Origin of the sequence: Actinoallomurus rhizosphaericola (assembly GCF_024055675.1) — a bacterium.
In the GTDB taxonomy this organism is placed as follows: domain Bacteria; phylum Actinomycetota; class Actinomycetes; order Streptosporangiales; family Streptosporangiaceae; genus Actinoallomurus; species Actinoallomurus soli.
Window position 1 is genome coordinate 141,382 of sequence record NZ_JAMXMW010000011.1, and the last position, 23,432, is coordinate 164,813.

22 protein-coding genes are annotated in these 23,432 nt (G+C 70.6%); 14 read left to right on the forward strand and 8 right to left on the reverse strand.

Annotated elements, in window-relative coordinates; all coding sequences use genetic code 11:
* Window positions 1–24 precede the first annotated feature (24 nt).
* From pspAB to NE234_RS24250, 4 genes are all read left to right on the forward strand, one after another.
* Entirely contained in the window at window positions 25–594 is a 570-nt protein-coding gene (gene pspAB / locus NE234_RS24235; protein WP_252782821.1) for a PspA-associated protein PspAB, read from the forward strand.
* Window positions 591–1,262, forward strand: coding sequence for an ABC transporter ATP-binding protein (locus NE234_RS24240; RefSeq protein ID WP_252782822.1), 672 nt, complete (start codon window positions 591–593; stop codon window positions 1,260–1,262). The genes pspAB and NE234_RS24240 overlap by 4 nt, the downstream gene beginning before the upstream one ends.
* A gap of 123 nt (window positions 1,263–1,385) precedes the next feature.
* A complete protein-coding gene (locus NE234_RS24245) occupies window positions 1,386–2,153 on the forward strand; it encodes an ABC transporter permease (protein WP_252782823.1) in 768 nt (255 codons plus the stop codon).
* A 159-nt stretch (window positions 2,154–2,312) separates the two neighbouring features.
* Window positions 2,313–4,589, forward strand: a complete 2,277-nt coding sequence (locus tag NE234_RS24250) for an ATP-binding protein (RefSeq protein WP_252782824.1) — start codon at window positions 2,313–2,315, stop codon at window positions 4,587–4,589.
* Between the two features lie 289 nt (window positions 4,590–4,878).
* Here NE234_RS24250 and nadA read toward each other — a convergent pair whose 3' ends face one another.
* Complete coding sequence (gene nadA, locus NE234_RS24255; RefSeq protein WP_252782825.1) at window positions 4,879–6,030, reverse strand: quinolinate synthase NadA; 1,152 nt, start codon at window positions 6,028–6,030, stop codon at window positions 4,879–4,881.
* A gap of 196 nt (window positions 6,031–6,226) precedes the next feature.
* Here nadA and NE234_RS24260 point away from each other — a divergent pair, with 196 nt between their 5' ends.
* Both NE234_RS24260 and NE234_RS24265 read left to right on the forward strand, forming a co-directional pair.
* Window positions 6,227–6,580, forward strand: coding sequence for a HesB/IscA family protein (locus tag NE234_RS24260; RefSeq protein ID WP_252782826.1), 354 nt, complete (start codon window positions 6,227–6,229; stop codon window positions 6,578–6,580).
* Between the two features lie 166 nt (window positions 6,581–6,746).
* Window positions 6,747–7,712, forward strand: a complete 966-nt coding sequence (locus NE234_RS24265; protein ID WP_252782827.1) for a carbohydrate kinase family protein — start codon at window positions 6,747–6,749, stop codon at window positions 7,710–7,712.
* A gap of 193 nt (window positions 7,713–7,905) precedes the next feature.
* Here the strand turns inward: NE234_RS24265 and NE234_RS24270 are convergent, their stop codons facing one another.
* Window positions 7,906–8,133: a sulfurtransferase TusA family protein gene (locus NE234_RS24270; protein WP_252810881.1), complete on the reverse strand. Its 228-nt coding sequence runs from the start codon at window positions 8,131–8,133 to the stop codon at window positions 7,906–7,908.
* Window positions 8,134–8,218: 85 nt separating this feature from the next.
* Window positions 8,219–9,355, reverse strand: a complete 1,137-nt coding sequence (locus NE234_RS24275) for a cysteine desulfurase family protein (RefSeq protein ID WP_252782828.1) — start codon at window positions 9,353–9,355, stop codon at window positions 8,219–8,221.
* Between the two features lie 153 nt (window positions 9,356–9,508).
* Between NE234_RS24275 and ctaC the strand changes: the two genes are divergently transcribed.
* From ctaC to NE234_RS24290, 3 genes are read left to right on the forward strand one after another with little or no spacing between them, the layout of a single operon-like run.
* The gene (gene ctaC, locus NE234_RS24280) at window positions 9,509–10,312 is read left to right on the forward strand and encodes an aa3-type cytochrome oxidase subunit II (RefSeq protein ID WP_252782829.1); all 804 of its coding nucleotides are present in this window, start codon (window positions 9,509–9,511) and stop codon (window positions 10,310–10,312) included.
* On the forward strand, window positions 10,309–11,985 hold the full coding sequence (gene ctaD, locus NE234_RS24285; protein ID WP_406567061.1) for an aa3-type cytochrome oxidase subunit I: 1,677 nt from the start codon (window positions 10,309–10,311) through the stop codon (window positions 11,983–11,985). The genes ctaC and ctaD overlap by 4 nt, the downstream gene beginning before the upstream one ends.
* A gap of 1 nt (window position 11,986) precedes the next feature.
* Window positions 11,987–12,382, forward strand: a complete 396-nt coding sequence (locus NE234_RS24290) for a cytochrome c oxidase subunit 4 (protein ID WP_252782830.1) — start codon at window positions 11,987–11,989, stop codon at window positions 12,380–12,382.
* Between the two features lie 276 nt (window positions 12,383–12,658).
* On the opposite strand, the gene trpD is transcribed toward NE234_RS24290, so the two are convergent.
* The gene (gene trpD / locus NE234_RS24295; RefSeq protein WP_252782831.1) at window positions 12,659–13,708 is read right to left on the reverse strand and encodes an anthranilate phosphoribosyltransferase; all 1,050 of its coding nucleotides are present in this window, start codon (window positions 13,706–13,708) and stop codon (window positions 12,659–12,661) included.
* A 44-nt stretch (window positions 13,709–13,752) separates the two neighbouring features.
* Window positions 13,753–14,190 carry a response regulator gene (locus NE234_RS24300; RefSeq protein WP_252782833.1) on the reverse strand — a complete coding sequence of 146 codons (438 nt, stop codon included), beginning with the start codon at window positions 14,188–14,190 and terminating at the stop codon, window positions 13,753–13,755.
* 166 nt (window positions 14,191–14,356) lie between these two features.
* Here NE234_RS24300 and ctaE point away from each other — a divergent pair, with 166 nt between their 5' ends.
* From ctaE to qcrB, 4 genes are read left to right on the forward strand one after another with little or no spacing between them, the layout of a single operon-like run.
* Window positions 14,357–15,016 (forward strand): aa3-type cytochrome oxidase subunit III, encoded by a 660-nt coding sequence (gene ctaE, locus NE234_RS24305; protein WP_256510830.1) that lies wholly within the window; start codon window positions 14,357–14,359, stop codon window positions 15,014–15,016.
* Window positions 15,017–15,037: 21 nt separating this feature from the next.
* Window positions 15,038–15,850 carry a cytochrome bc1 complex diheme cytochrome c subunit gene (gene qcrC / locus NE234_RS24310; RefSeq protein WP_252782838.1) on the forward strand — a complete coding sequence of 271 codons (813 nt, stop codon included), beginning with the start codon at window positions 15,038–15,040 and terminating at the stop codon, window positions 15,848–15,850.
* Window positions 15,843–16,907, forward strand: coding sequence for a cytochrome bc1 complex Rieske iron-sulfur subunit (qcrA, locus tag NE234_RS24315; RefSeq protein ID WP_252782841.1), 1,065 nt, complete (start codon window positions 15,843–15,845; stop codon window positions 16,905–16,907). Before qcrC ends, qcrA begins: the two co-directional genes overlap by 8 nt.
* A 49-nt stretch (window positions 16,908–16,956) precedes the next feature.
* Window positions 16,957–18,633, forward strand: coding sequence for a cytochrome bc1 complex cytochrome b subunit (gene qcrB / locus NE234_RS24320; protein ID WP_252782843.1), 1,677 nt, complete (start codon window positions 16,957–16,959; stop codon window positions 18,631–18,633).
* Window positions 18,634–18,772: 139 nt separating this feature from the next.
* Here the strand turns inward: qcrB and NE234_RS24325 are convergent, their stop codons facing one another.
* The 3 genes from NE234_RS24325 to NE234_RS24335 all read right to left on the reverse strand — a co-directional run bounded on the left by NE234_RS24325 (window position 18,773) and on the right by NE234_RS24335 (window position 21,633).
* Entirely contained in the window at window positions 18,773–19,060 is a 288-nt protein-coding gene (locus NE234_RS24325; RefSeq protein ID WP_252782845.1) for an Lrp/AsnC family transcriptional regulator, read from the reverse strand.
* A gap of 63 nt (window positions 19,061–19,123) precedes the next feature.
* Window positions 19,124–19,873 (reverse strand): rhomboid family intramembrane serine protease, encoded by a 750-nt coding sequence (locus NE234_RS24330; RefSeq protein WP_252782847.1) that lies wholly within the window; start codon window positions 19,871–19,873, stop codon window positions 19,124–19,126.
* An 8-nt stretch (window positions 19,874–19,881) separates the two neighbouring features.
* On the reverse strand, window positions 19,882–21,633 hold the full coding sequence (locus NE234_RS24335; protein WP_252782849.1) for a DEDD exonuclease domain-containing protein: 1,752 nt from the start codon (window positions 21,631–21,633) through the stop codon (window positions 19,882–19,884).
* A gap of 318 nt (window positions 21,634–21,951) precedes the next feature.
* Between NE234_RS24335 and NE234_RS24340 the strand changes: the two genes are divergently transcribed.
* Window positions 21,952–23,322, forward strand: a complete 1,371-nt coding sequence (locus NE234_RS24340) for an NYN domain-containing protein (RefSeq protein ID WP_252782850.1) — start codon at window positions 21,952–21,954, stop codon at window positions 23,320–23,322.
* Window positions 23,323–23,432: the final 110 nt, after the last annotated feature.

Here is a 23,432-nt window from a genome sequence, read left to right on the forward strand (position 1 = left end):
CTGGTGGACCAGGGAGTCTTACACATGGGGTTCCTCGACACACTGCTGGGCCGGTCGAAGCCCAAGAAACCCGACCTCGACCGGCTGTTCGCGCTGCCGACCGCGGCCGTGACCCTGGAGGCCGCGGCCGGCCTGACGCCCACGGGAGTCGGCGCCGTCTGCTTCCGCGCGGCCGAGGGAGCGGCGTTCGCGCAGATCGAGAAGGACGTGCGCGAGCTCCTGGACGCCGGTGAGGGGCCGAAGGTCGAGCTGAGCACCGACACGTACGGCTACACCTGGCTGGTCGCCCGGCACCCCGCGACCGACCTGGAAGGCCTCGTCACGGACCTGCACGCGGTCAACGCCGCCCTGGAGTCCGGCGGGTTCGGCCCCCAGCTGCTCTGCTCGCTCGTGGCCTTCACCGGCCCGGACGGCAGGCGCTTCGGCCTCGTCTACCTCTACAAGCGCGGCACCTTCTACCCCTTCGCCCCGATGTCGGGCGAGAGGCGGGACAACGCCCTGGAACTGCAGGTACGCGGCGCGGTCGGCGCGGACCTGCCCGTCGAGGGTGACCTGAGCCGGTGGTTCCCGGTATGGGGCGCTCCCGGGCTGTGACCTTCGTCCTCGAGGCCGTCGGCGTACGCCACGGCGATGCCGTCATCCTCGACGGCATCAGCGTCACCCTCCGATCGGGGCACTGCACGGCGATCGCCGGGCCCAGCGGCGCCGGCAAGTCGACGCTGCTGCGCCTGCTCAACCGGATGCTGGAGCCGACCAGCGGCCGCGTCCTGCTCGACGGCACCCCGCTGCCCGCGCTCGACGTCCTCGCGCTGCGCCGCCGCGTCGGCCTCGTCGCGCAGCAGCCGACCCTCCTCACCGACACCGTCCTGGACGATCTGCGGGTCGGCCGTCCCGGCCTGACGGAGGACGAGGCCCGCTCGCTCCTCGCCGAGACCGGCCTGCCGCCCGCCTTCGCCGAACGCCCGACCGCCGGGCTCTCCGGGGGAGAGGCCCAGCGCGTCTGCCTGGCCCGTACGCTGGCGCTCCGCCCCGAGGTGCTCCTCCTCGACGAGCCCACCTCCGCACTGGACCGTGCCAGCGCCGCGGCCATCGAGCAGGTCGTCAAGGACCTGCGCGCGGCCGGCGGCACCGCCGTCCTCGTCAGCCACGACACCGCGCAGGCCCGGCGCCTCGCCGACGACGTGATCGTGCTCCGCGCCGGACGACTGGCCGAACACGGCCCTCCGGACGAGGTGGCCTACCTGCGGACCGCGACCTCGTGAGGACGCGAGCCGAGAGCACGGCTCCGCCGGCCGCCCCTGCGGCGGGAGGCCTCGTGAGTGCTGTCACCCCTACGGCGGAGGAGGTCTCGTGAGTGCGGTCGCACCTGCGGCGGAGGAGGTTTCATGACCCATGAGGTGCACGTCCCGTCGTGGCCGGGCGTCGTGGCCTCGCTCGCGCTGGTCGCCGTCGCGCTCGGGATCGTCGCGCGGGCACGTCTGCGGATCAGCCGCGAACTCATCGTCGCCGCCGTCCGCGCCGGCGTCCAGCTCATCGCCGTCGGCGCGCTGCTGCTCGCCATCTTCAGGTACGCCGGCCTGCCGGGGGCGTTCGCCTGGGCGGCGGTCATGGTGGCGATCGCCGGGCAGGTCGCGGGGCGGCGCGGCTCGGGGGTGCCCCGGTCGCGGGTGGCCGCCACCGCGGGCCTGGCCGCGGGCGGCGGCACGACGCTGCTCGCCCTCGTCCTGCTCGACGTCATCCCCGCTCAGGCGCGCGTCGTCGTCCCAGTGGCCGGAATGATCATAGGTGGCTCGATGCAGGCGGCCGGCCTGGCGCTCCGGCGCGTACGGGACGCGGTGACGTCCGGCCGGGCCGCGATCGAGGCGCGGCTGTCGCTCGGTCTCACCGCCCGCGAGGCGTTCGCGCCGCACACCCGCGACGCGCTCCACACCGCCCTGCTGCCCGTCGTCGACTCGACGAAGGTCGTCGGCCTGATCACCCTGCCCGGCGCCATGACCGGCCTGATCCTCGGCGGTGTCGACCCGCTCACCGCGATCCGCTACCAGATCGTCGTGATGTACATGCTGCTCGCGGCGGCGGCCATCAGCGCGTACGTCACCACCCGCCTCGCCGAGGCCGCCCTCTTCGACGAGGCGCACCGCCTGCGCTGCTAGGGCCCGTCCTCGATCGGACGCGCCCGAATCGGCGCGCGCGACGCTGCTAGGGTGGGTTTCAGCCTGAAATCGCTGGTCAAAGCCGAATACGAGGCTTCAATGACGGTGACCACATTCAGCACCACCGGGCGGAGATCCACTTCCCGGCTCCCCGCGGAGATGACCACATTCGTCGGACGCCGGCGCGAGCTGGCCGAAGTGAAACGCCTGCTGTCGGTGTCCCGCATCGTGACCCTCACCGGGCCGGGCGGGGTCGGCAAGAGCCGGCTGGCCCTGCGGGTGGCCGCCGAACTGCGACGCGCCTACCCGGACGGCGTCTGGCTGGCCGAACTCGCGGAGCTGGACAATCCGAAGCTGCTCGCCCAGACGCTGGTCGCCGCGCTGGGAATCACGGCCCGTTCGGCCGAGCGCCCCGACGAAGTGCTCATCGAGCATCTGGCCGGCAAACGGACGCTGGTGATCCTGGACAACTGCGAGCACCTCCTCCAAGAGTGCGGCCTGCTCGCGCGAACGCTGCTGCGCGAGGTCCCGGAGCTGCACATCCTGGCCACGAGCCTGCAGCCGCTGGGCATCTTCAGCGAGCAGACGTACGTCGTGCCGACGCTGTCCCTGCCCTGCGACGGAGCGCCGCAGGGGGCACAGTCCGCGATGTCCGACGCGGTCCGGCTCTTCACGGAGCGGGCCGAGGCGGTGTTGCCCGGATTCGCCGTCACCGATCGTAATCGTGAGGTCGTCGAGCGGATCTGCAAGCGCCTGGACGGGCTTCCGCTCGCCATCGAACTCGCGGTGGTACGGCTGCGCGCCCTCTCGGTCGAGCAGCTGCTCGACCGGCTCGACGATCGTTTCCGGCTCCTGTCCATGGAGTCGAGAGCCGTCACGTCGCGCCATCAGACACTCCGCGCACTGATCGACTGGAGTTACGCTCTGTGCACGGAGAAGGAGCGTCTGCTGTGGGCGCGCGTCTCGGTGTTCACCGGCAGCCTGGATCTCGAGGCGGCCGAGGAGGTCTGCGCCGGGGACGGCATCGGCCGTGGCGAGATCGTCCAGTTGGTGGTCGGCCTCGTGGAGAAGTCGGTCCTCGTCCGGGAGGAGGGCCCGGGCGGAGTTCGGTTCCGGCTGCTGGAGACCATCCGGCGATACGGCCGGGAGCGGCTCGCCGACTCCGGCGAGAGGTCGACGGTCGAACGCCGGTACCGCGACTACTACCGGAGAGTCGCCCGCGACTCGAAGGCCCGGCTGTTCGGCCCGGCGCAGGTCGAGACGCTCAACCGGCTGAGGGTCGAGTATCCGAACCTGCGTTCCGCTCTGGAGTACTGCTACGCCGAGCGCGCCGGGCTCTGCATCGACATGGCCAGCAACCTGCTGTACCACTGGGTGACCAGCTACCACCTCGGGGAGGGGCGCGACTGGCTGGAGCAGGGCCTCGCCGATCCCGGGATCCACGTCGAGATCAGGGCACGGGCGCTGGCGGCGTGCGGCTGGCTCGCCATCATGCAGGGAGACCCGGCGTCCGCGACCCGGATGCTCGCCGAGAGCAGAGCCCTCGCCGAGCAGAACGGACTGGAGCACATCCTCGGTTACGTCGCGTCGTACTCCGGGACGGTCGCCATGCACCAAGGGGACGGCGAGGCGGCGGTCGGGTTCTACACGGAGGCGGTGACCCGTCACCGCGCCGTCCAGGATCCTCTCGGCGAGGTGCTGGCGCTCACCCGGCTCGCCCTCGCGTACTCCTCGCTGGACGAGTCCGAGCGCGCCGTCGCCGCCGCCGAGGAGGCCATGGCCATCTGCGACGTCCACGGAGAACGCTGGCAGCGGGCGTACGCGATGACGGCGCTCGGCATCGAGACCTGGCGGCAGGGCGATGCGCGGCGCGCCGCGTCTCTGGAACGCGAGAGCCTGCGGTTCAACCGCCTGCTCGGCGACACGCTGGGAACGGGCCTGAACATCGAGGCGCTGGCCTGGATCGCCGCCGCGGAGGGGGACCACGAGCGAGCCGGCCGGCTGCTGGGCATCCTGGGCAATCTCTGGGAGGGAATCGGCGCGCGGATGCCGGGATACGGATACCTCGCGATCCATCACGAGGAATGCGTGGCCCGTACACGTCAGGGGCTCGGTGAGGAGGCGTTCCGGGCGGCCGTCGAACGGGGGACCCGCCTCTCGGAGGACGAGGCGCTCGACTACGCCCTTTCGGAGCGGCGGCCGCCTCCGCCCGGCCCGGCCGCCAAGGTGGTCGGTGACAGATGGGCACCTCTGACGAAGCGGGAGACGGAGATCGCCCGGCTCGTCGCGCGGGGAATGAGCAACAAGGAGATCGCGGCCTCCCTGGTGATCGCCCAGCGCACCGCCGAAGGCCACGTCGAGCACATCCTCGCCAAGCTCGGCTTCACCTCCCGCACCCAGATCGCCGCCTGGGTCTCCGAACAGACCTCCCCCTGATAAACGGCAGGTCGCGGCCAAGATGTACGGGAAGTTGCACACAAGTTCATCGAGTCCGCCTCGGAGGAGATATTCCGCATCCTGGCCCGCGAGGGCCATCTGAGGGGGCTCCGACGAAGCGTGTTCGTCGAGAGGCTCGCCTTCTACTTGGGCGAGATCAACGCCATCCATCCCTTCCGCGAAGGTGCTGGATGAGCTGGTCGAGCCGTTCGACGGGCTTCGCTGAAGCCGGAGCACCGGCGGTCGGCGGAAAAGGGCCGCGGCGACCGCCGGTGCTCCGGCGGAACGACTAGGGGAGCGCGAGCATCTGGTCGAGGGCCACGCGGGCATAGTGGGCGGTCTCGGCGTCGACCGTGATCTGGTTGACCACCTCGCCGCGCGCCAGGGACTCCAGCGACCGGACCAGGTGCGGCAGGTCGATGCGGTTCATCGTCGAGCAGAAGCAGACGGTCTTGTCGAGGAAGACGATCGTCTTGTCGGGGTGACGGTCGGCGAGGCGCTTCACGAGGTTCAGCTCCGTGCCGACGGCCCACGCCGATCCGGCGGGCGCCTCCTCGAGCATCCGGATGATGTACTCCGTCGACCCGATGTGGTCGGCCTCCTTGACGACCTCGTGCCGGCACTCGGGGTGCACGAGCACGTTGACGCCGGGGATGCGGGCCCGTACGTCGTCGACGGACTCCTTGCTGAACCGTCCGTGCACCGAGCAGTGCCCGCGCCACAGGATCATCGTGGCGGCGCGCAGCTCCTCCGTGCCGAGACCGCCGTCCGGCCGGTGAGGGTTGTAGACCACGCAGTCGTCGAGCCCCAGGCCCATCTCGAGCACGGCGGTGTTGCGGCCCAGGTGCTGGTCGGGCAGGAACAGCACCTTCGAGCCCTTGGAGAACGCCCATTCGAGGGCGCGGCGCGCGTTGGAGGACGTGCAGACGGTGCCGCCGTGCCGGCCGACGAACGCCTTGATGTCGGCCGAGGAGTTCATGTACGTGATCGGAACGACGTCGCCGGCGATCCCCGCGTCCTCCAGGACCTCCCAGCACTCCTCGACCTGGTCGTAGGTCGCCATGTCGGCCATCGAACAGCCGGCGGCCAGGTCCGGGAGGACGACGCGCTGGTCCGCACCGGTCAGGATGTCGGCGGACTCGGCCATGAAGTGCACACCGCAGAAGACGACGTACGGCGCCTGCGGCCGGGCCGCGGCCTCCTGGGCGAGCTTGAACGAGTCGCCGGTGACGTCCGCGAACTGGATCACCTCGTCGCGCTGGTAGTGGTGGCCCAGCACGAACAGCCGTTCGCCGAGGGCCGCCTTGGCGGCACGGGCCCGCTCGACCAGGGCGGGGTCGGAGGCGGGCGGCAGATCGCCCGGGCAGGAGACACCGCGCTCGCTCGCCGGGTCGGCACCGCGGCCGAGGAGCAGCAGGGGGCTGCCGATGTCGATCGTCACTGGGAGGCTCCCTTGGCAGACTTATCGTCTTTCTGACGATACGTCATCGTACGCGCGGGCGGTCAAGTGGCCGGGAGCGGGCGTGAAAGAACACGCTCATTGGGGAATGCCCCCCGGCAGCGGGTACGTTGTGCGGAGAGGCAAGCGACAACATCACGGCCGCCGCGAGGCGACCGGGCCAATCGGGAGTCAGCACATGACGGTTCCAGCCGAGACCGGCACGCAGCAGGGCGTCGTCCTTACGGACGCCGCCGCGGAGAAGGCCAAGAGCCTGCTCGAGCAGCAGGGCGAAGAAGGTCTCGCGCTGCGCGTGCAGGTCCAGCCGGGTGGGTGCTCGGGCCTGATCTACCAGCTCTACTTCGACGACCGTGAGGTGGACGGCGACTTCGTCCAGGACTTCAACGGCCTCGCCGTCCGCGTCGACCGGATGAGCGTCCCCTACCTCGCCGGTGCCACGATCGACTTCGTCGACACCATCGAGAAGCAGGGCTTCACGATCGACAACCCGAACGCCAGCGGCTCCTGCGCCTGCGGCGACTCGTTCCACTGAGCCTCCAGGGCTTCACGCGATGATGCCCGTGACCGGGCCTGTCCCGGTCGCGGGCATCCGGCGTGTCAGGACCCGGTGAGGCAGTACCCTTGCCGGGTTTGGAACGCCCTTCGAGACGGCCCCGCGTTCATGACGAGGCCGCCGAACCGACGAGGAGATCGACGTCGTGCGCATCGCTGTAGCCGGCTCCATCGCAACCGACCACCTGATGAGCTTTCCGGGACGGTTCGCTGACCAGCTCATTCCCGACCAGCTGCACACCGTGTCCCTGTCCTTCCTCGTCGACGAGCTGGAGATCCGGCGCGGCGGCGTGGCGGCCAACATCTGCTTCGGCATGGGCCTGCTCGGCCAGCGGCCGATCCTCGTCGGCGCGGTGGGCGACGACTTCGCCGACTACCGGTCCTGGCTGGAGCGGCACAACGTCGACACGTCCTCGGTGCACGTGTCCGACCTCCACCACACCGCGCGGTTCCTGTGCACGACCGACCAGGACCACAACCAGATCGCCTCGTTCTACACGGGCGCGATGAGCGAGGCCCGCCAGATCGAGCTGCAGCCGATCGCCGAGCGGGTCGGCGGCATCGACCTGGTCCTCATCGGCGCCGACGACCCCGACGCGATGATCCGTCACACCGAGGAGTGCCGCGCCCGTGGCATCCCCTTCGCGGCGGACCCCTCCCAGCAGCTCGCCCGGATGGATGACGTGCGGGAGCTGATCGACGGCGCCGCGTACCTGTTCACGAACGAGTACGAGGCGTCGCTGTGCGAGCAGAAGACCGGCTGGTCGAGCGAGGAGATCCTGTCCCGCGTCGGCGTCCGCGTCACCACGCTCGGCCCGAAGGGCGTCCGCGTCGACCGCGCCGGTGAGCCGAGCCTGCACATCGACGCAGCCCCGGAGGTCGCGAAGGTCGAGCCGACGGGCGTCGGCGACGCGTTCCGCGCCGGGTTCCTCACGGCGCTCTCCTGGGGGCTGTCCCTCGAACGCGCCGCGCAGACCGGCAACCTCCTCGCGGCGCACGCGCTGGAGGTCGCCGGCCCGCAGGAGTACACCCTCCACGGCGAGCGCTTCGTCGAGCGGTTCGCCGACGCGTACGGAGCGGACGCCGCCGCCGAGATCGCCCGGCACATCTGACCGTTCTCCGCGCTCGCTCCGCCCTTCGAAGGCCGGAGCGAGCGCTCACCCGTTCAGGCCGTCCAGATCAGCGACCGGAGCGTGAGCGGCGCGCGTCGTCTGGACTGAGGAGCGCAGGGAGCGAAGCGACCGGAGCGACGAGGGAAGACGGCGCGTTGGGCGCCGCGAACCGCGCTCGCGGAGCGAGCGCAATTCAATACGTACGGCGTATGTGGAAGGCCCAGCCGCGGGGGAGGGTCTCCTCGCGGACGAAGTCCTGGGACTTCATCCGGCACCAGGCGGGCACGTCCGTGCGCGCGGCGACGTCGTCCGCCTGCACCGCGATGATCTGGCCGACCGGCACCTCACCGATGCGCTCGGCGAGCATGATGATCGGGATCGGGCACTTGCGGCCCAGCGCGTCGATGGTCAGGACCGGCATGGGCCCGGTGTACGCCGGGGGCGTCGCCTCCCGGGGGATCTCCCGCTCGGCCCGGCGGCGCCTCAGCCCCATCGCATCTCCCTACTCACTGAGTGGTCATCCCCGCCGTACGGCGGAGCCGGGCCACGGCTCCGGGCAGAACCGCGAGGAAACGGTCGACGTCGGTCGCGCTGGTTCCGCGAGGGAGCGATACCCGGACGTTCCCGTGGGTAATCACCCCCATCGCCTCCAAGACGTGGCTGGGACGCAGCGTATCGGCCGTACACGAACTGCCGGAAGACACCGCGAAACCGAGCCGGTCGAGTTCGGTGAGGAGCGCCTCGCCCTCGACGTACAAACAGGAGAACGTCACCAGGTGCGGCAGGCGGCGCACGGGGTCGCCGATGACCTCGACGTCCTCGATGAGGTGGGGCACGCGCTCACGGATCCGGTCGACGAGCGCGGAGAGCCGCGGCCCGTCGCGCTCCATCTCCGCCGCGTACGCCTCCAGGGCCGCCGCCGCGGCGACGGCGCCGGGGACGTTCTCGAACCCGGGGACCCGGCGGCCCTCGCGCTCGTCCTCCGGGAGCGGTGACCGCCACCGGGTGTTCTTCCGGATGACGAGCACGCCGACGCCCGGGGGACCGCCCCACTTGTGCGCGCTGGCGGCCAGCAGCGACCAGCCGGCGGGCACCTCGACCCGGCCGGCGGACTGCGCGGCGTCGACGAACAGCGGGACACGCGCCGCCCGGCACGCCTCGGCCACCTCCGCGACCGGCTGCAGCGTGCCGACCTCGTGGTTCGCGGACTGCAGGCAGGCCAGTGCCGTGTCGGGGCGCAGCGCCGCCGCGAACTCCTCCGGGTCGACCCGCCCCGTACGGTCCACGCCGACCGTGGTCACCCTTCCGCCCTCGCGCTCGTGCAACGCGGCGGTGTGCAGGACGCTGGAGTGCTCGACGGCGCCGACGACCAGGTGGCGGCCGGTCCGGCGGCGGGCCGACAACGCGCCCAGCATCGCCAGATGCACCGCCTGGGTGCCGGAGGAGGTGAAGAACGTCTCGTCGGGCCGTACGCCGAACGCAACGGCGACCTTGGCCCGGGCCTGGTCGAGCAACAGACGGGCGCGTCGCGCGCCGCCGTACAGCCGCTGCGGGTCGGCCCAGCCGCCGTCCAGGGCGGCGACCAGGGCTTCCCGGGCCGCCGGATGCAGGGATTCGGTGGACGCCGCATCGAAGTAGGCCACGGAGAAGACACTAATGGGGGTCCCAAGTGGGTGTCCGCGACCCTCACGCTAATGTTTGGTCGACAAGCGTGAACATCGAACTGATCGCCCGGAGATTCGGGCTTCATCGTGGGAAGGCAATCCGTGAGTCCGACCCGCCGTAGGAAGCGGCACATGCCCGTGCGCCCCGCAGCGCCGAGCCCGCGGCGACGCATGCTGCAGGGCGCCGCGGTGCTCTCCATGCTGGCCCTCGCCACCACGGCGTGCTCCGGCCAAGGCAAGCGTCTCGGCCTGCCGACGCCGGTCACCGAGCAGGCCAAGCGCGTCGTGACCCTGTGGCAGGGGTCATGGATCGCGGCGTTCGTCGTCGGTGCGCTCGTGTGGGGGCTGATCATCTGGGCGGTGCTGTTCCACCGCAAGCGTTCCGACCAGCTGCCGCCGCAGGTCCGGTACAACCTGCCGATCGAGATGCTGTACACCGTCGTGCCGTTCATCATCATCGCGGTGCTGTTCTACTTCACCGCGCGCGACGAGACGTATCTCAACAAGGTCAGCAAGACGAACGATCCGGGTCAGGTCACCCTCGTCAACGTGACCGCCTTCCAGTGGAGCTGGCAGTTCGACTACCCGCAGTACCACACCAAGCCGATCGTCGGTCAGCCCACGAGCCCCGACGGCACGAACAAGCCCGTCCTCGTCATCCCGGTCGGGCAGCGGGTACGCTTCCACCTGGTCTCGACGGACGTCATCCACTCCTTCTGGGTTCCCTCGTTCATCTTCAAGCGGGACATCATCCCCGGTGCCCGCTCCGGGCAGGACTTCGAGGTCACCCCCACCAAGACGGGTACGTTCGAGGGACGCTGCGCTGAGTTCTGTGGCGTGGACCACAGCCGGATGCTCTTCCAGGTGAAGATCGTCACGCCGCAGGAGTTCCAGCAGTTCATCTCGAGCCATCAGGCGAGCGGGAGCGCTCAGTGACCACGACCATCACTCATTCCACCCCCTCCGCGCCGGCGTTCCGGCCGCGGCCGAGCAAGGGCCGCGTCATCGTGTCGTGGCTGTCGTCCACGGACCACAAGGTGATCGGGTACATGTACCTGATCACGTCGTTCGTGTTCTTCGGCGTCGGCGGCATCATGGCGCTGTTCATGCGCGCCGAGCTGGCCAAGCCGGGCCTGCAGATCGTGAGCAACGAGCAGTTCAACCAGCTGTTCACGATGCACGGCACGGTCATGCTGCTCATGTTCGCGACGCCGCTGTTCGTCGGCTTCGGCAACGTGATCATGCCGCTGCAGATCGGGTCGCCGGACGTGGCGTTCCCGCGCATGAACATGCTGAGCTTCTACTTCTTCGTGTTCGGCAGCCTGATCACGCTGGCCGGGTTCCTCACCCCCGGCGGCGCCGCCAGCTTCGGCTGGTACGCCTACACGCCGCTCTCGGACATCGTCCGCTCGCCGGAGATCGGCGGCGACATGTGGATCATGGGCCTGACGCTGTCCGGCCTCGGCACGATCCTCGGTGGCGTCAACTTCATCACGACGATCTTCTGCATGCGGGCGCCGGGCATGACGATGTTCCGGATGCCGATCTTCACGTGGAACATCCTGCTCACGTCGATCCTCGTGCTGATGGCGTTCCCGGTGCTCGCCGCGGCGCTGCTGGCCCTGGAGGCCGACCGTAAGCTCGGCGCGCACGTGTTCGACCCGGCCACCGGCGGTGCGATGCTCTGGCAGCACCTCTTCTGGTTCTTCGGCCACCCAGAGGTCTACATCGTCGCGCTGCCGTTCTTCGGCATCATCACCGAGATCCTGCCGGTGTTCAGCCGCAAGCCGGTGTTCGGTTACATCGGCCTGGTCGGCGCGACCATCGCGATCGCGGGTCTGTCCGTGACGGTGTGGGCGCACCACATGTTCCCCACCGGCCAGGTGCTGCTGCCGTTCTTCTCGTTCATGACGTTCCTGATCGCGGTCCCGACCGGTGTGAAGTTCTTCAACTGGGTCGGCACGATCTGGCGCGGGCACCTGACGTTCGAGACGCCGATGCTCTGGTCGATCGGCTTCCTGGTGACGTTCCTGTTCGGTGGCCTGACCGGCATCATCCTGGCCTCGCCGCCGCTGGACTTCCAGCTCAACGACTCCTACTTCGTCGTCGCGCACTTCCACTACGTGCTGTTCGGCACCGTGGTCTTCGCGATGTTCGCGGGCTTCTACTTCTGGTGGCCCAAGATGACGGGGAAGATGCTCAACGAGACCCTCGGGAAGATCCACTTCTGGCTGCTGTTCATCGGCTTCCACACGACCTTCCTGGTCCAGCACTGGCTCGGCGCGGAGGGCATGCAGCGTCGTGTCCCGGACTACGCCAAGCAGTTCACCTCGCTGAACGTCGTCTCGACCATCGGCGCGTTCATCCTCGCCACCTCGATGATCCCGTTCCTGTGGAACGTCTTCATCACGGCGAGGAGCGGCAAGCGGGTGAACGTCGACGACCCGTGGGGCTTCGGCAACTCGCTCGAGTGGGCGACGTCGTGCCCGCCGCCGCGGCACAACTTCACCTCGATTCCGCGGATCCGGTCGGAGCGTCCGGCCTTCGATCTGCACTACCCGCACCAGGACCAGGCCGCGGTGACGGCCGGCGCCGGGAAGGAGGACTGACATGAAGATCGAGGGTTTCCTGTTCGTCTTCTGCGCCCTGTTCTTCGCGGTGATGGACCTGATCTACTGGTTGTGGTCGCACGACCCGACCGGTACGACGGCCCTGGCGCTGACCATCGGCCTGGCGGGCCTCACCGGCTTCTACCTGCTGTTCACCGGCCGGCGGATCGACCCGCGGCCGGAGGACGACAAGGACGCCGACATCGCCGAGGGCGCCGGTGAGCTCGGGTTCTTCAGCCCGCACAGCTGGTGGCCGCTGTTCACGGCGCTCGCCGCCGCGACGGCCGCGCTCGGCGCCGTGTTCGGCTGGTGGCTGATGCTCATCGGGATGCTCGGGGTCATCCTCGCGGCGATCGGGTTCGTCTTCGAGTACTACCGGGGTCACTTCTCCCACTGAGGCAGACGCACGGAAGGCCGGCACCGCACAGGCGGTGCCGGCCCTTCGGCGTGTCAGAGGCCGTACGAGCGTCTCGGAGACCCCGCAGGGCGCGGCGGGGGTGGAGAGCGTGACGAGGCGCGTCACGGCGGTGCGGCGGCGTCGCGGAGAGCGTGACGAGACGTCAGCCGACGCGGTGGCGGGTTGACCGAGGCGGGAGAAGAGAGAGCGCGGCGCCGCGTCAGGCGGCGCGGTGGTGGGTGACCGGGGTGGAGGAAGAGAGAGCGCGGCGCCGCGTCAGGCGGCGCGGCGGCGGGTGGCGGCGATCCAGCGATCGAGCAGAGCGGTGGCCGCACCGGAGTCGATGGCCTCCAGCGCCCGGGCGTACGCCGCCGCGAGCGTCTCGGTGAGCGCGTCGGTCGGAGGGGCTCCCTCCGCCGCGACGAGCGCCGCGGCGGCGTTGAGGCCCACGATGTCGCGCACCGGGCCCCGCTCGCCGCCCAGGACCGCGCGGGCCACGGCGGCGTTGTGCGCGGCGTCGGCGCCGCGCAGGTCGTCCGGGGTGGCGCGGGGGATGCCGAGGTCGGCCGGGTCGAAGACGGTCTCGGTGGCGGTGCCGTCGCGGACCACCCAGATGACCGAGGTGGACGTCGTCGTCAGCTCGTCGAGCCCGTCGTCGCCGCGGAACACCAGCGACGAGCAGCCGCGCTCGGCGAACACCCCGGCGACGATCCCCGCCATGCGCGGGTGGAACACCCCGACCGCCTGGGCGGAGGGGCGGGCCGGGTTCGTCAGCGGGCCGAGGAAGTTGAACACGGTCGGCACGCGCAGCTCGGCGCGCGTCTTCGCGGCGTACTTCAGCGCGGAGTGGTAGAGCGGCGCGAAGCAGAAGGTGATCCCGACCTCGTCGGCGACCTCGGCGGTCGCCGCCGGCGGCAGGTCGATGACGACGCCGAGCTCCTCGAGCACGTCGGCGGCGCCGCAGGACGACGAAGCCGCCCGGTTGCCGTGCTTGACCATCCGCGCGCCCGCGGACGCGGCGACGATGGCGCCCATGGTGGAGACGTTGACCGTGTGCGCGCGGTCGCCGCCGGTGCCGACGAGGTCGACGGCGGGCCCGGGCAGGCTGATCGGGCGCGCGTGCCCGAGCATCCCCTCCGCGAGGCCCGCGACCTCGGCGACGGTCTCGCCCTTCGCCCGCAGCGCCACGGCGAAGCCGGCGATCTGCACGTCCGTCGCCTGACCGGACATGATCTCGTTCATCGCCCAGGCGGTCTCGTCCGATGACAGCGACTCGCCGTCGATCAGAGCGTTGAGAAGCGCGGGCCACGTCGTGCGCGGATCCATGGGTGCCTCTTCGGGGTACGCCGGCGTCCGCGGCGAGCGGACGGCTACTGGACGGACAGGCGGGGCTCGGAGTCGCCGACGCGCCCTTCCAGGCGGCGGCGCATCAGGTCGGCGACGCCCTCGGCCAGCGCGACCGGGTCGATCGGCTGGGAGGCCACGGCGTCGGCGCGGGACCAGGTCGCCAGCCAGCCGTCGTCGCGGCGGGCGATGATGACCATGATCGGCGGGCAGTGGTAGATCTCGTCCTTGGCCTGCCGGCAGATGCCCATGCCGCCGGCCGGACGGGCCTCGCCGTCGAGGATCACCACGTCGACGTCGCCCTTGTCGAGGTGGACGAAAACCGCGGGCTCCGTCGCGACCTCGACGAACTCGACCTTCGGCAGGCCGGGCGCGGGGCGGCGGCCGATCGCGAGCCGCACCTCGTTGCGGGTGTTCGCGTCGTCGCTGTATACGAGGACCTTCATGGTCTCTTCGGTGCTCATCGGCTCATCCATGGGTTACGTGGTCGCGTGATACGTGCCCGATGCTACCGGGAGATGGTGCGGCGGCGGAGAGGGCCGTCCGCCTCCGGCCCGGCCGACCTGCCGTGAGGAGGCGAATCGCCTCTACAGGGGGGTCCTGCACGGAGCCCGGCGAGGTGCCGCAATAATGCTGCCCGTGGCAACAGCAACCGCGACAGAAACGGCACCCCGGTCCCACGCCAACCGGCCCAACCTCGTAAGCGTGGGCACGATCGTGTGGCTGTCGTCTGAGCTCATGTTCTTCGCGGCGCTGTTCGCGATGTACTTCACCATCCGGTCGGTGACCAAGGGGGACGGCGGCGCGTGGCCCCAGGCCCACTTGGACATCCCGTACGCCTCGGCCAACACCTTCATCCTGCTGATGTCCAGTGTGACCTGCCAGATGGGCGTGTTCGCCGCGGAACGGGGGCAGGTCAGGCGCCTGGGGTCGATCTTCAACCTCAAGCGCTGGGGTCTGCGCGAGTGGTACGTCCTGTCCTTCCTGATGGGCGCGGTCTTCGTGGCCGGCCAGCTGAATGAGTACCGCAACCTCATTCACGAGGGCACGACGATCTCCAGCAGCGCGTACGGCTCGGTCTTCTACCTGACCACGGGCTTCCACGGCCTGCACGTGACCGGTGGACTGATCGCGTTCATCTTCATGCTGGGACGCACGTACGCCGCGAAGCGCTGGACACATGAGCAGGCGACGAGCGCCATCGTCGTGTCCTACTACTGGCACTTTGTCGATGCGGTCTGGGTGGGGCTGTTCTTCACCATCTACGGGATCGACAAGATCTTCACCTGACCCAGAACGAGGGACTCTTCCGTGAAATGGATCACCGCATGGCGACGGCGCCCGTGGGCGGGCTACGCCGTTGTGCTGGCCGCGCTCGCGATCATCGGCGTCGCCTACGCCGGTGTTTCGCCGCGCACTGACCGAGCACAGGCGGCCGCCGCGGCGGCGTCGGACCAGGACGTGGCCAAGGGCAAGCAACTGTTCAACCAGGCCTGCTCGAGCTGCCACGGAGCCAACGCCGAGGGTACGAAGAACGCCCCCAGCCTGCTCGGCGTCGGCGCGGCCTCGGTCGACTTCCAGGTCAGCACCGGGCGCATGCCCGCGATGAACCTCGGCGCGCAGATTCCGCGCAAGAAGCCCGTCTTCAACGAGGAGCAGACCCGCCAGATCGCCGCGTACATCGCCTCTCTCGGCGGCGGCCCCGCGATTCCGTCGAAGGACCAGGTCGACCCGGCCAACGGCGACGCGGCCATGGGCGGCAAGCTCTTCCGGGCGAACTGCGCGCAGTGCCACAACTTCGCCGGTTCCGGCGGGGCGCTGACCGGAGGCAAGTACGCCCCGCCGCTGACCAAGGCGACGCCCGAGCAGATCTACGAGGCCATGCTCACCGGTCCGCAGGCCATGCCGGTCTTCAACGACACCACGCTGACGCCGGCGCAGAAGCGGGCGATCATCGCGTACGTCACCCAGACCCGCAGCGAGCCGAACCCCGGCGGTAACGGTCTCGGCCGGGTCGGCCCCGTGGCCGAGGGCCTGGCCGGCTGGCTGGTCGGACTTGGACTGATCATCATCGCGGCGATGTGGATCACCGCCAGGAAGCCCAAGAAGAAGCACAATGTCTGAGACCAACGAGACCCACGGAGCGTCCTCGGAAGAGGAGCGGGCGCCGAAGCGCGTCATCGGAACTCCACCGCAGGTGCAGGGCCATGACCTGCTGCCCTCCGACGGGGACGGCGGGGAGAGCAGCGGGTACAAGCTCGACCCGGTGAAGGCGCGCAAGGCCGAGCGTGCGGCGGCGTTCTTCTTCTTCCTGACCTTCCTCGCGGGCATCGCGTTCATCGTCTTCTACGCCGTGTGGCCCGGCCACGTCGGCAACGACGACATCGTCCGGGCGATGCACTCGAACTACGCCCTGGGCACCTCGCTCACGGTGATCTTCATCGGCATGGCCGTCGGGATGACGATCTGGGTCCGTCACCTGATGACGACCAAGGAGATCATCCAGGAGCGGCACGAGCTGGCGTCCCCGGCCGAGGACCGCGAGGTCTTCAACGAGTACTTCCTGCAGGGCGCCGAGGAGAGCGGCCTCACGAAGCGGCCGCTGCTGCGCCGCTCGCTGCTGCTGGCCTCCGCGCCGCTGGGCCTGCTGCCGATCCTCCTGCTGCGGGACCTGGGCCCGCTGCCGAAGACGAAGCTTCGCCACACGTCGTGGAAGAAGGGCACCCGGCTCGTCGTCGACGGCACCGGCCAGCCGCTGAAGCCGTCCGACTTCAACTCCCCGGGCGGCATCATCACGGTGATCCCGGAGGGCGCCGAGGACAACCTCGACGAGCTCGCGAAGGCCACGGTGCTGCTGATCAACGTTCCGGAGGACCAGCTCAAGGTCAAGAAGGGCCGGGAGAACTGGAACGTCGGCGGGATCATCGCCTACTCGAAGATCTGCACGCACGTCGGCTGCCCGGCCGCGCTGTACGAGCAGACGACGCACCACATCCTGTGCCCGTGCCACCAGTCGACGTTCGACGCGCTCGACGGCGCCAAGGTGATCTTCGGCCCGGCCGCCCGGCCGCTGCCGCAGCTGCCGCTCGGCGTCGACTCCGAGGGCTACCTCATCGCGACGAGCGACTTCCACGAGCCGGTCGGACCCAGCTTCTGGGAGCGTGGGAGGCCCAAGGTATGAGAACTCTCATCGGCGACCGGTTCGATGAGCGAGGATCGGTGAGCGACCAATGACGACGCAAGCACCCCCGAAGGCCGTCGACGGCGCGATCGGCTTCCTCGACGAGCGCTTCGGGACCGCGGGATTCCTCCGCGGCAAGATGAAGAAGGTCTTCCCCGACCACTGGTCGTTCATGCTGGGGGAGATCGCGCTCTACTCGTTCATCATCCTGCTCGCGACCGGGACGTTCCTGACGCTGTGGTTCAAGCCCAGCATGTCCGAGGTCGTGTACAACGGGCACTACACCAAGCTCTACGGCGTGCACATGAGCGAGGCGTACAACTCGACGCTCCGCATCAGCTTCGACGTGCGCGGCGGCCTGCTCATGCGGCAGATCCACCACTGGGCGGCGGTCATGTTCGTGGCCTCGCTCACGGTGCACATGCTGCGCGTCTTCTTCACCGGCGCGTACCGCAAGCCGCGCGAGGTCAACTGGCTGATCGGCCTGGGCCTGTTCACGCTGGCGCTGCTGGAGGGTCTGTTCGGCTACTCGCTGCCGGACGACCTGCTGTCCGGCACGGGTTTGCGGATCACCCAGGGCGTCATGCAGTCGATCCCGCTGGTCGGCACGTACCTGTTCTACTTCGCGTTCGGCGGGGACTTCCCCGGCCACGACTTCATCCCGCGTCTGTACACGGTGCACGTCCTGCTGATCCCCGGCATCCTGCTGGCGCTGGTCGGCGCGCACTTCATGATCCTGTGGCACCAGGGGCACACCCAGTTCCCGGGCAAGAACCGTGCGCAGAAGAACGTCATCGGCAAGCCGTTCTACCCGGTGTTCATGATCAAGGCCGGCGCCTTCTTCATGTTCACCTTCGCGGTCATCGCGTTCCTCGGGACGTTCGCCCAGATCAACCCGATCTGGCTGTTCGGCCCGTACACGCCCGACTCGATCACGGCGGGTTCGCAGCCGGACTACTACATGGGCTTCCTCGAGGGCGCGCTGCGCATCATGCCCAACTGGGAGACCAACCTGTGGGGTCACACGGTCTCGTGGAACGTCCTCGTTCCCGCGCTCGTGCCGCTGGGGCTCATCATGACCGGCGCGGCCCTGTGGCCGTTCATCGAGCAGTGGGCCACCGGCGACAAGCGGATCCACCACATCGCCGACCGCCCGCGGAACGCCCCGTTCCGTACGGCCGTCGGCATGACCGCGGTCACGTTCTACGGTCTGTTGTGGCTGGCCGGCGGTAACGACGTCATCGCCGACAAGTTCCACGTGTCCCTGTACGCGACGACGTGGTTCTTCCGGTTCGCGATCTTCATCGGACCGGTGATCGCGTACAACGTGACGAAGCGGATCTGCCTCGGCCTGCAGAAGAAGGACGCCGACATCGTCCACCACGGTGTCGAGTCCGGCGTCATCATGCGGCTGCCGAACGGCGAGTTCATCGAGGTGCACGAGCCGGCGAGCGACGAGCAGAAGGCCGTGCTCACCGGCAAGGACCCGCTGCCGGAGCTGGCGATCGAGGACGAGGACGAGAACGGCATCCCGGCTCCGTCCGCGCGTGGCCCGCTGGGCAAGCTGCGCAAGAACCTCAACCGCGCCTTCACCGCCGACGACGTCCCGGCGGACGGTCACGACGAAGGGCACGACGACACCAGCCCGCACGCGGAGGAGGAGCTCCAGCCGGGCGGCGTCGAGCCCGGCGGCACCGGCGGCAGCAGGGCGATCAGCCACCACTGACGCCTCCGCCCGACGCGAGTACGGCCCGCCACCCGATTCCGGGTGGCGGGCCGTCGCGTGTCCAGGGAGTGCCGTGGGTGTGCCCGCGGGGCGCCGTCGCGTGCTCGGGAAGCGGCGGCCGCGGTGCCGAGACCGCCGGTCAGTCCGCGTCGGGCAGGCCGAGGGCGAACGCGGCCTCCAGGTCGTGCTGGGAGTACGTGCGGAAGGCGATGTGGGTCTCGGTGTGCGTCACGCCGGCGACCTTGTTCAGGCCGCCGGGGATGACATCCGCGATCTGCTCGTACTGGCGCACACGCACCAGCGCGACCAGGTCGAACTCCCCGGTCACGGAGTAGACCTCGCTGACCCCGTCCAGACCGGCGATGATCTCGGCGACCTCCGGGATGCGCGAGACGTCGGCCTTGATGAGCACGATGGCGGTGATCACGGAATGCCTCCTGCGTGGGTTGCGCGCGATGTCGGGTCGCCGCCGAAAAGCCTAGTGGAGCGGTCAGTTCCAGGAGAGGGCGGCCGACTTGCGGGCGACGGTGCCGCGCCGGACGAGCAGGCCGACGATCATCCCGGCGACGAAGCCGTAGATGTGCGCGACGTACGCCGTCTGGCTCTGGCTGTCGCCGAGGCTGAGCCACTGGAAGACGAAGAACTGCGCGAGCAGCGTCCAGGAGGGCAGCCGGAACGGGAAGATCGACAGGATCAGCGCGATCGTCCGCGACCGCGGATAGAGGACGAGGTGGGAGCCCAGCACCCCCGCGATCGCCCCCGAGGCGCCGACCAGCGGGGTGTCCGAGCCGGGGTAGGTGATCGCGAAGCCGTACGCCGCGATGAAGCCGACCGCGAGGTAGAAGACCAGGAACCGGAGCCGTCCGAGGCGGTCCTCGGTCGCCGCGCCGAAGATGAACAGGTAGACCATGTTGCCGAGGATGTGGGCGACCCCGCCGTGCAGGAACATCGACGACAGCGCGGACAGCCACGGCCGTTTGTGGAAGGGCTTCGGGTGGCAGGCGTGGTCGATCTCCTCGGGCACCGGGTTCTGCCGGTCGGAGACCAGCTCCTTCGGGACGGCGCCGTACTTCAGCAGGAAGGTCGCCTGCTCGCATCTGCGCTGGTCGATCCCCTCTCCGTGGTGGCCGATCGAGGCGATCGGCGACAGCAGGAAGACGACGACGTTCGCGGCGATGAGGAGGTAGGTGACGAGGGGCGCGCGCCGCGTCGGCTGGTTGTCGTACAGCGGCAGCGCCACACCTGCTCCTATCGCATCGGCCGACCGGCGCGGTCAACCTTACGGGAATCGGGCCGCTGGACGGCGTTCTCGATCCAGTGCCGTACGCTCTCGGCGCCGTGCGGCGGGCACGTCCACGTGCCGTCCACCTCGACCAGGCGCACACCGGGGGAGTCGAGCCACCGCAGCACGCATTCCATCTCCTCGGCGGAGGCTCGTGGCGTGGCCCCGACGCCGGGCCGCACGGTCTCGGCGGTGGCCACGAGGGCCTCGACGTACGGGACGGGGTGGGCGTTCGGCGGAACGGTGCCGGCGGCGGCCAGGCGCCCGTGGCGCACGACGTGCAGCTCCCAGCCGCCGTCGAACGCGGGCTTGGCCGCGACCAGCTGCGCGAGCCCGGCCAGGGCGGACAGGCGCTGACAACGCGCCGCGCCGCGCACGAAGGCGGCCAGCCGGTCGCGCTGCACCGCGGCCTCCTCGTAACGCAGCTCGCCCGCGAGACGGTCGATGCGGGCACGGGCGGCGGCGACCACCGGGCGGACGTCGCCCTCCAGGATGCGGCGGGCCAGGGACGCGTGGCGGGAGTAGTCCTCCGGGGCCTGCCGGCCCTCGCAGGGCGCGCCGCAGCGGCCCAGCTCCGCGAGCGCGCAGGTGCCGGCGCGGCGGGTCTCGATGAGCCGCAGGGTGAGCCGCTGGGTGCACTGGCGCAGGGGGACCGCGTCGTGCACGGCGGCGCGGGCCTCCTCGGCCGTGCGCGTGCTGCCGAACGGGCCGAGATAGGTGGCGCCGTCGTCACGGACCTCCCGGACGATCGACAGCCGGGGGAAGGGCTCGGCGGTGAGCTTCAGCCAGACCGCCCGCTCCGGGTGGCGCGACCGGCGGTTGTAGCGCGGCTTGTGCGCCGCGATGAGCCGCAGCTCGCGGACCTCCGCCTCGAGAGGGCTCGCGCACACGATCGTGCGGACCCGCTCGGCGATCCCGATCATCTCGCGGACGTGCCGCCGGGTCTCCGACGCGGTGAAGTAGGAGGTCACGCGGCTGCGCAGCCGCCCGCTCTTGCCGACGTACAGCACCTCGCCGCGGGCGTCCTCGAAGAGGTAGACGCCCGGCGCGGCGGGCACCCCGTCGGCCAGGTGACGTTTGCTCCGCTGCTCCGGCGTCGGCGCGCGCTGGAAGCCGGTCAGCTCCTCCAGTGTCTCCACGCCGAACGACCCCGCGCGCTCCAGCAGGCCGTGCAGGACGTCGACGGTGGCGCGGGCGTCGGTGAGCGCGCGGTGGCAGGGCTCGATGCGGGCGCGGAAGAAGCGGGCGAGGGTGGCGAGCTTGCAGTTGGGGACCTCGTCGCGGGTGAGGACGCGGCGCGCGAGGTCGGCGGTGTCCACCACCGGCGGCGCGGGCCAGGGACGCTCCTGCGCGGCGCAGGCGGCCTTCAGGAAGCCCATGTCGAACGGCGCGTTGTGCGCGACCAGGACCGCGCCCCGGGCGAACTCCAGGAACGACGGCAGGACCTCGCCGATGCGGGGGGCCGCCACGACCATCTGCTGCGTGATGCCGGTGATCACCGAGATGAACGGGGGGATCGTCCTCCCGGGGTCGACGAGGGTGGCGAACTCGCCCACGATCTCGCCGCCGCGCACCTTGACGGCGCCGATCTCGGTGATGGCGTCCTCCTTCGCCGATCCTCCGGTGGTCTCGAGGTCGACGACGACGAAGGTGACGCCGGCCAGGGGAGTGCCGAGGTCATCGAGGGTGCCCTGCACCGCAGGGCCGACGGAGGCCATGGCGGAACCGTACGCGGGAAGACCGACATTCGTTCCGGCGGCCCGGTGCGCGGCTACCTTGCGGTAACCGGTATCGGCGCGGGTCACCTGGCGGCGGTATCGCGCGATGGCCGGTCATCGGCATCGGCCACCCGGCGCCGGCCCAGGGCGCGGTGACCGGGGTGTCGGCGCCCGTCACCCGACGCGGGGCCGTCGGCGGTGACCGGTACGGTTCCGGTCGCCCGGCCGCGCGGATACCTCGTGGTATTCGTCGGGGGGATTGCGGACCGTGGGTGGCCGGGGCGTCTACGCTGGGCAGCGACGGCGACACGGAGCCCGGTGCACGCGTCACGGCGCACCGCCCGCGACCATGAGGAGCAGACCATCGACACCGGCCCGGCCGAACACCTCGACCAGCCGCTCCCCGAAGCGGTCCGGCAGCGCGTCGTCGAGGCGGCCGCGGGCGTCATCGGCACGCTGCGGCCGGACGAGATTCCGGCGCCGCTCCGGCGGGTGGCCCGCTTCGAGCCCCGCCGCCGCGCCCGGCTGGCCGCGACCCTGATCGCCGCCCAGCTCGAGGACGACGGCGGGTTCCGCGAGCGCGTCGCCGACGTCGTACGGGAGAGCGAGCCGGTGCTGAGCGAGGCGGTCGGCTCCGGCGCGGTGCCGCCCGCCGCCGACCCGGTCACCGTCGCCGCCCTCGCGTACCTGCTGCGCCCGCCGGGCTGGGCCGAACGCGTCGAGACCGCCCGCCGGGAGCTGGAGCGCTCGGCGGCGGCCGCCGAGGAGGCCAAGGTCGTCCGCGAGGTCGCCGAGCTCCGCGAGCAGATCGCCGCGGCCAAGGCCACCCGGTCGGAGGAGACCGAGAAGCTCCGCGCCGAGCTGCGGGAGCTGCGTGCCGAGAACGCCGAGCTGCGCAAACGGCTGCACGAGGCGCGCGGCAAGGCGAAGCGGGAGCACGCGCGGGCGGAGGACCTCGACCGGCGGCTGGGGGAGGAGCGCGCCGCGGCCTCCGTCGCGGCGGCCGGCGCCGAGGCGGAGCTGCGCCGGCTGCGCAGCCGTCTGTCGCACGCCGAGGCGGCCGCGGAGAGCGCCCGGCGCGCCGCCCGCGAGGGCCGCAACGTCGACGAGGCACGCCTGCGCGTCCTCCTCGACGCCCTCACCGACGCCGCCAAGGGGCTCCGCGACGAGATCGCGCTGCCGCCGGGCATCACCCGGCCGGCCGACAGCGTGGGCGGCATCACGCCCAGCCGCCCCGGGCACCGTACGCTGCCGGGCCGGGCGCTGGCCGACAGCGACCCCGCGCTCCTCGACCAGCTGCTCACCCTCCCGCAGGTCCATCTCATCATCGACGGCTACAACGTCACCAAGACCGGGTACGGCGACCTGCCGCTGGCCGACCAGCGGTCACGCCTCGTCTCGGGCCTGGGCGTGCTGCACGCGCAGACCAAGGCCGAGGTGACGGTGGTCTTCGACGGCGCGGAGCTGAACGCCCCCGTCGCCGTGCAGGCGCCGCGCGGCGTGCGCGTGCTGTTCAGCGCGCCCGGGCAGACGGCCGACGAGCTGATCGGCCACCTTGTGCGCGCCGAGCCGAGCGGACGCGCCGTCGTCGTCATCTCCTCCGACCAGGAGGTCTGCGACTCGGCCCGGCGGGCCGACGCCCGGCCGGCCCCCTCGGCGCTCCTCCTCCGCCGCCTCGGCCGCACCTGACCGCCGCCCCTTCCGGGTCACCCGTCGAACGCCGTGCACCCGGCCGCCGCCCCTTCCGGGTCACCCTCGAACGGCGGTCCCGCGGCGGTCCCGACCGCCGCCTCTTCCTC